Annotated in this window: 2 protein-coding genes; both read left to right on the top strand. The window is 48.1% G+C overall.

Annotation, left to right across the window (positions count from 1 at the left end; all coding sequences use genetic code 11):
• On the top strand, nt 1-4646 hold a 4646-nt coding region (locus tag BTA35_RS16360), incomplete at its 5' end, for an Ig-like domain-containing protein (RefSeq protein ID WP_139363686.1).
• The gene (locus tag BTA35_RS16365; protein WP_139363687.1) at nt 4624-8214 is read left to right on the top strand and encodes a vWA domain-containing protein; all 3591 of its coding nucleotides are present in this window, start codon (nt 4624-4626) and stop codon (nt 8212-8214) included. The genes BTA35_RS16360 and BTA35_RS16365, both read left to right, overlap by 23 nt.
• Nucleotide 8215 lies beyond the last annotated feature (1 nt).

Below are 8215 nucleotides of genomic sequence, written 5' to 3' on the forward strand. Positions count from 1 at the left end.
AAGCCGACAACAGTGTTGATGCGTCGGTTACCGCCACAGATGCCGCAGGCAATAGCCAAACCGCCACCGCGGACCGCGATATCTCCGTGGATACCGAGATCAGCGCTTCCATCACCATCGATACCATTGCCGGTGATGATGTTCTGAACGCCGAAGAAGCCGATAAAGAATTTACCTCCGTAACCGGTACCGTGGGCGGTGATGTAAAAGCCGGTGATGAGGTCACGCTGACCGTTAATGGTGAAACTTATACCGGTAACGTTGTAGAGAATACTGCTGGTGACCTGACCTACAGCATCCCGGTTAAAACCGATGATCTGGAAGCCGACAACAGTATTGATGCCTCTGTCACCGCAACGGACAGTGCCGGTAATAGCCAAACCGCCACCGCAGACCGCGATATCTCCGTGGATACCGAGATCAACGCTTCCATCACCATCGATACTATCGCCGGTGATGATGTACTGAATGCAGAAGAAGCGGATCAAGAATTTACCTCGATCACAGGCACCGTCGGCGGCGATGTAAAAGCCGGTGATGAAGTGACTCTGACGGTTAACGGTGAAACTTATACCGGTAATGTTGTAGAGAACACTGCTGGTGATCTGACCTATAGCATCCCGGTTAAAACCGATGATCTGGAAGCCGACAACAGCATTGATGCCTCGGTTACGGCCACTGATGCTGCGGGCAACAGTAAAACCGCCACCGCGGACCGCGATATCTCCGTGGATACCGAGATCAACGCTTCCATCACCATCGATACTATCGCTGGTGATGATGTACTGAATGCAGAAGAAGCGGATAAAGAGTTCACGTCCGTAACCGGTACTGTCGGCGGTGATGTAAAAGCCGGTGATGAAGTTACTTTGACGGTTAACGGTGAAACTTATACCGGTGCGGTTACCGATGATGGTAACGGCAATCTGACCTACAGCATCCCGGTTAAAACCGATGATCTGGAAGCGGACAATAGTATCGATGCCTCGGTTACGGCCACGGATGCCGCAGGCAACAGCAAAACCGCCACCGCGGATCGCGATATCTCCGTGGATACCGAGATCAACGCTTCCATCACCATCGACACCATCGCCGGTGATGATGTTCTGAACGCCGAAGAAGCCGATAAAGAATTTACCTCGATCACAGGCACCGTCGGCGGCGATGTAAAAGCCGGTGATGAAGTGACTCTGACGGTTAACGGTGAAACTTATACCGGTAATGTTGTAGAGAACACTGCTGGTGACCTGACCTACAGCATCCCGGTTAAAACCGATGATCTGGAAGCCGACAATAGTATTGATGCCTCGGTTACCGCCACGGATGCCGCGGGCAACAGTAAAACCGCCACCGCGGATCGTGATATTGCCCTTGATGGCGATGGTTTTGATGGCCGCTCAGAAGTGCAGGAGTCCGGTAATGACCTTTCCGGCAATGTATTTGCCGAAGGTAATCATTTTGGTGATAACCCCCAGATCGAAAGTTTTAGCTACACAGATAAAAGTGGAACTTCACAAACTGCAAATGTGGGAGACACAGTAACAACTCTGCATGGTGGTGAATTAACGGTTAATGGCAATGGTTCCTGGAGCTACATACCACCAGCGAGCGCCGATCATAGTAGTGAAAGTGATGATGCACTGGAAGGCGCAGGTTTTGATTACACCGCGAAAGTTGACGGTGGAGCAACCTATACCGCGTCTCATGAAATCAGTGTGCTGGATGATGCTCCGGAAGCAAATAATGATAGCGACAGTGTAGCCGGAGAAGTGGGTGAAATCACCACAGGTAATGTCATCACCGGCACAGGAACGGCCGATGAAGTTGCTGCAGAAAAAGATGACCAGGGTGCTGATGGCTCACAAGTGACCGAAGTACGTTTCGGTGACCAGACTGTCACTTTTGAAGCAGGTGAATCCAGCGTGCAGATTCAGGGCGATAACGGCATGTTAACGCTGAATCAGGATGGCAGTTACTCTTACGAAGTGACCCAGCCAACGACCACAGAAACGGTTGGAGGTAACAACTGGGATGGTGTAGAGCTGAAAGCCTTTGGTTTCGGCACAGCGTATAAAGACAGTGACGGAAAGCTGGATCTGGATAGTGCCGATGCGAATGTGTCATATACCAGCAGTGGTTTAGGTGTGCAGGGAAGCCAGAATGATATGCCAGTGGGGAGCCAGATAAACCACGACGCCCAGACCGGTGAATCAGAGGCTTTAGCTGTCGACTTTGGAACTTCCGTCACCCAGGCCACTGTTACGGTCAGCAATCACTACACAAATGATAATGGTGGTGCCGGAGGCGATGAAGAAAATGGTCGCTGGGAAGCCTTCGATGCAGATGGCAATTTGGTTGGTTATGGTGCTCTGGACAAGGATAGTATCGACTACAGCAACAGTCACCAGGGAACCGCAGTAATTGAGCTTCCCAATGGTGGCTCCTTCTCTAGTCTGGTGTTTACGGCAACGCCTTATACTGACCCCGGTATCACCGACAGTGATAGCAGCGATTTCTTTATCCAGGGCATCAGTTATGAGGAAGTGAATACGGTAGGTGACGAGTTCACCTATGTCATTACTGACAGTGATGGTGATACGTCTGAAGCGAATTTAACAATAGGCATAACGCCACCGGAATCAGAACCTGTAGAAAAGAATGCACCTGAGGCAGCAGACGGTGCAGTGATTACCTGTGAAGATAAAGCTTACACCTTTAAAGTGGACGATTTTAACTTCACAGATGCGGATGGTGATGCCTTACATAGCGTCCGTATTGATAGTCTGCCTGAAGATGGTGTTCTAAGCCTCAACGGTGAGATGGTATCTGCCGGGCAGGAAGTTTCGGCCCGGGATCTGCTCGATGGTGGTTTGGTATTTACGCCGGATGAGAACGAATCCGGCCGTAATGAATACAACACAGATGGTGAAGGTGATCAGCAAAACGATTATGCCAGTTTTGACTTCAGCGTATCGGATGGTGAGTCCTGGAGCAGTGCTCCTTCTGGTATGACCATTGATGTGTCTCCGGTAGCTGATATCCCTGAATTAACCGTTACCGGCTCTGTGGTAACGGAATCTAAGATCAATGTTTCCAATGTCATGCAATCGGATGCTGGTTATACCGTAACGGCTTATGATCATGAGGGCGTTACAACGGATATCTCCATTGTCAGTGGAACCAGCCATGATGGTTTTGGTGTTGCTGACCGAACCGATGGAGGCGTTAATCAGGGCGATAGCAAAGAGATCGGTTATGACACTATCTCTGGTACTTCAGAGTCTCTCTCAGTCAGGTTTGATACTGATGTCAGTAGTACTGAAGTCTCTTTTGCCTGGAAGCATAGCTATAGCTACAGCAGCGAGTCAGGTACGTCAGATGGTGAAACAGCGGTAATTTCCTTCTACAAAGATGGTGAGCTGATTGAAACCGTAGAGCACAACGGCGGTACGGACACCATTGATGGTCCTTTCACATTTGAGACAACCTCAGGTCAGAGTTTTGATGAGATCCGTTTCGGTTCTGCAGGTGAAGGCGATGATTATCTGATTCATGACCTGACCTTTACTCAGGTTGAAGAAAGCGATAGTGAAATAACAGCTCCCGCCGGTAGTAGTGTTGAGCTTGGTGTATCTGCTCTGCCTACAGATACAGATGGATCAGAAAGTATTATAGAACTGCTTGTATCCAATATTCCGGTTGGTGTGACCCTTACCGATGGTGTAAACAGCTTTACGGCAACCGATAGCCTCAGCTCAGTGGATGTGCTGAGCTGGGATCTCCAGTCGCTGCAATTGGATATTCCGGATGGGTTCAATGAGGCAGGAAGCTCCTTTGATCTGAACTTTTCTACCATGGTTGAAGAGAGCTTACATGGTGAGCTTGCTTCCGGTGAGTCCTGTCCGTTAACGGCCAGTGATACCGCATCTCTGACGGTGAATATTCCAGCCTCTGCTCCGGAGAACGCATCACCTACAGCCACGAATGATAGCGTTAGCTTGCTGGAAGGTTCAGCTTCACTGGTTTTAACAGCTGATGATTTTGGCAGCTTTGCTGATGAAGATGGCGATACGTTGGAAGCAGTGCGAATTGATACGCTGCCTGACAGTGATGTCGGAACCCTGGTATTTAATAATCAAGTCGTAACCCAGGGCCAGGAGCTGACACTGGAACAAATCAACAGCGGTCAGCTGCAGTTTGTGCCTGTTAATGATGACACAGATCTTGATTCCGGTTTTGAGTTCAGTGTTTTTGATGGCGTGGATTGGTCTGAGCAGTCTTACAGCACAGATATCAATATCGATGCAGTTGCTGATACACCGGATCTGAGCCTTATTGTTGGTGAACCACGGATTGTTGAAAGTGTAACTGAGGGCTCATCCAGTGGTGGGAATGGCGCGGATTATGATCCGAACCCTGCTGTGGACTTTGATTACAATGCCGCTGCTGGAGTAGATGTCAGTAATAGTACCTACAATGACTTCAGCTCTGCACTTGAAGGTCAGAGTAATGCTAATAACAGCGATGATACTCTGATTTATGACGCTATCGAAAATACACCCTGGAACTTGTCCGGTGCTGTTGATAAAACTTTTGTTGTCACCGAAAGCGCCAGGAATGTCAGTGTCAATATGGGGGAATACTGATAACACTGTCGTGTTGGAAACAAATAATATACAAAGTTCCAGCTTTAACTTTGGTCATGGTGCCGATCTTTTGGTCTTGCCGGGTAACCAAGCAGATTACAACCTGAATGCCCTGAATAACAATAATGGTATTTATAGTGGGCAGATCTCAGGCTCAGGCATCGTCAGCCTGACGGTTAATAATGTGGATGCCATCGCCTTTGCGGACACTATTATTGGTGATGAGACACTCTATCCTGCAAAAGAAATAAGTAGCTTTGAGTACCCATTGGATCTTTCAGCAGAGCTGAACGATCTTGATGGCAGTGAAAGCCTGACCCTAACGATTACAGGCTTGCCTGAAGGTGCCGTTTTAAGCGAGGGCAGTCAGAAGAGTGATGGTTCATGGTCTATTGACGTTGATGGGAACAGCTACACAAACCCGGATCTGGTCATGACGGTTCCTGAGCAAGCTGGCGACTTTCAGCTACAGGTTAAGGCTACAGCCACCGAAACAAACCCAGGTTCTTCAGATGAAACCGTCCATACAGAATCTGCCTCGGCTGTGGTTTCCGAAAACATTATTCTTCCTGTGCCAGTAAATCATGAGCCTACATCTTCCGATGACAGTGTGAGCATGCTGGAGGGTGCAGGTTCATTAACGTTGACTGTTAATGACTTTGGTGACTTTACTGACGATGATAATGACAGTCTGGAGGCGGTGAGAATTGAGACGCTGCCTGACAGTGATGTCGGAACCCTGGTATTTGATAATCAAGCCGTGACCCAGGGCCAGGAGTTGACTTTAGAGCAGATCGGTAGCGGTAAACTTCAATTTATCACGGCTAATGACGACACTGATCTTGATTCCGGTTTTGAATTCAGTGTGTTCGATGGTAGCGATTGGTCTGAGCAGTCTTACAGTACCAGTATTAACATTGATGCAGTTGCGGATGCTCCAACCGTTAGTATTAATATCGCCACTCCTCAGGAAGTATATCGCCAGATTACGCACGAAGGCCAAACCATTCATTTCAGTGAAACGCTGGGTGAGGAGCGGGGGGATGATAATATCTATGACACCCCTGACTACAACTATGGCGAAGCCTCAACTCAGAGTTTTGACTTTGGTGCAGAGTTTGCCGGACAAACCGTTACAATCGAGCTACCCGTGCAAATTAAGGGGAGCTGGAATAGCGGCAATAACGTCTATGATGATAACTGGGTTGTCAAAGCTAACGGAGTAGAAAACGTTTTTAATAGCTATGGCTCAGGGGCAAATTATAATCTCAACGAAGAACACACTGAGACCATAACCGCAAAACTTGATGATGAAGGCCAGCTGAAACTTGAGTTCAGTGCCTCAACGACCCAAACCAGTGAGATTGCCATTATAAAAGGAGCCTCTGCGACAGTTGAGCCAATTGAGACTGACGAAGTCATTGGCTACCAGTACCCGCTGGATCTGACCGCGGCTCTTTCTGATACAGATGGCAGTGAAAGCCTGATGCTGATGATCACAGGCCTGCCTGACGGTGCTGTTTTAAGCGAGGGCACTCAGAATAGCGATGGTTCGTGGTCGATTGAGGTTAGTGGGCATAGCTATACAAGCTCAGATTTGTCTGTGACGCTTCCTCTTGGTAGCGAAAACTTCGGGTTACAGGTGGAAGCTATAGCTACTGAAACCAGTCCGGGGTCAACAGATACTACCATTCATACGGAAACTGCTTCGTCTGTAGCTATGGTCGACGTTGAAATGCCGGAGCTGGCTACGGAAGACCTGGTGCCTCTGGCCGAAGGTGAGTCCCATGAACTGTTGGTTAAATCTTCCGATATTTCGACGAATCTGACATTTATAGTCGATGTTTCCAGCTCTATGTCCAATACAGATTTAGCTCTGTCTGAGGGAGCAATCAGCAGCATTGTTCAGCAGTATGGTGCTATTGGTGATGTGAATATCAATCTGATTCAGTTCTGGGGCGATAATGCTGTACAGACAGGATGGCAGTCCCCCGGTTCTTTGAAGGTTGACCTGCAGACAGACAAGAAAGGTACGGATCCTGAGCAAGGATTAAGGTTGGCTGTTGATTCTTATGATGGAAGCCAAGCTCAGGCTGATCAGGATATTATTTTCTATCTGGGAGACGGTAATCCTTATGGCCTTTATGAAGATGATTATGAGGCCTACCTTCCGGTTTGGACTAACTTTGCTGAAAACACGGTAGATTCTGTCAAAGTTTTTGGCGTTAACACCCGCCATTTGGACATTGCCGATGATATCGTTTCCAGTAATGAGTCTCCGGTTTATGTGTCAGATATCGCTGATTTTGCCAATATCGTATCGGATATCGAGGTGGAACCGAGCGTTTACCGGGTTAATGGCGAACTGCTGGATAACGTCACAGGAGGTGATGGCAGTATCTCCATCGATGGGATTGAGATTGGTCGTCAGATTTTTGATGCTACCGACTTTGCTAATGGCCAAACAGTTGATATTGACGGACAAGGTAAATTAAGTGTTGATTTTGAAACAGGTCAGTACCGTTATTCTGTTTCCTCCGATGAATTTTCCGAAGCAACGAGTAAACAGTTCACGGTGATTGTTTCTGATGAAGATGGTGACAGAACTACATTTCATGTAGATATTAACGTTAGTCTTGATGCCGCTAATATGGAGCGTGCTTCCGGGATTACACTGGATGTTGATAGCGGCGTTGCTAAGACGAGCCTGAATATCGGATTGCAGAGCGAAGATCAGTCTGATGAGGATAAATCATTTATAAGTAATGACGATCCGGTTGAGTCTTCAACTGAAGACACGACTTCATCTGGCACGGTCGGGCTTATGGGGCAGAGTAGTGTTTCGATTAGTACGGCTAATCTTGTAAGTGCACCAGTGGAAGGACTGAGCTACGAAACCAGTTCAGGTCTCAAGGGGGAGATGGAGAGTGGGCGCTTTGAGTTTGATCAGGATGATAGCGTGAATATTTTTGCCGGAGACCAGCTGGTGGCAAGTTTTGATGCTGCTGACATTGGCGATGATGCTCTGATTACCTTCGATGAAGCTGGTTTTGTTGTTAGTCAGGATGAATTGAGCCTACTGTTGGCTGATGAAGGTTTTGATGCGGCTGAAAATCAGCTGATCGATGATCTGAAAGTAGAAGCTGAGTTTAGATCTGAGTCTGTGGAGGAGTCTGTACCGGATGATACGACAGATCCTGGTACCACAGAAGATTCCGGTACCACAGAAGAGACTGAGACTGGGGTTAAGCCGGAAGTTAAGCAGGAAGTGGCAACCGACCTGGCAGCTTCGGATAATACCGACAATGATTTTGGAGCCCTTGAAGAGGATGGTAATGATCCTATCGTTGAAAACGACCTCTTCCTCTTTGGAGAAAGCCAGAGCCAGGGGTTGATGGATGCGCTAGAGAACGGTGTGCAGCAACCTGTCTCGGATCAGGGATGGTATGGTGAGATTGAAGCAGACCAGAGTCATGGTGATACCGAGAGCTTTGGCGATCTTGATGTTGATAGCACGGTCGAAGAAACAGGCTATCTGTCAGAGGATGATCAACCCTGCGAGTGGTAAG

Source organism: Oceanospirillum linum (assembly GCF_001995095.2).
Taxonomy (GTDB): Bacteria; Pseudomonadota; Gammaproteobacteria; order Pseudomonadales; family Halomonadaceae; genus Oceanospirillum; species Oceanospirillum linum.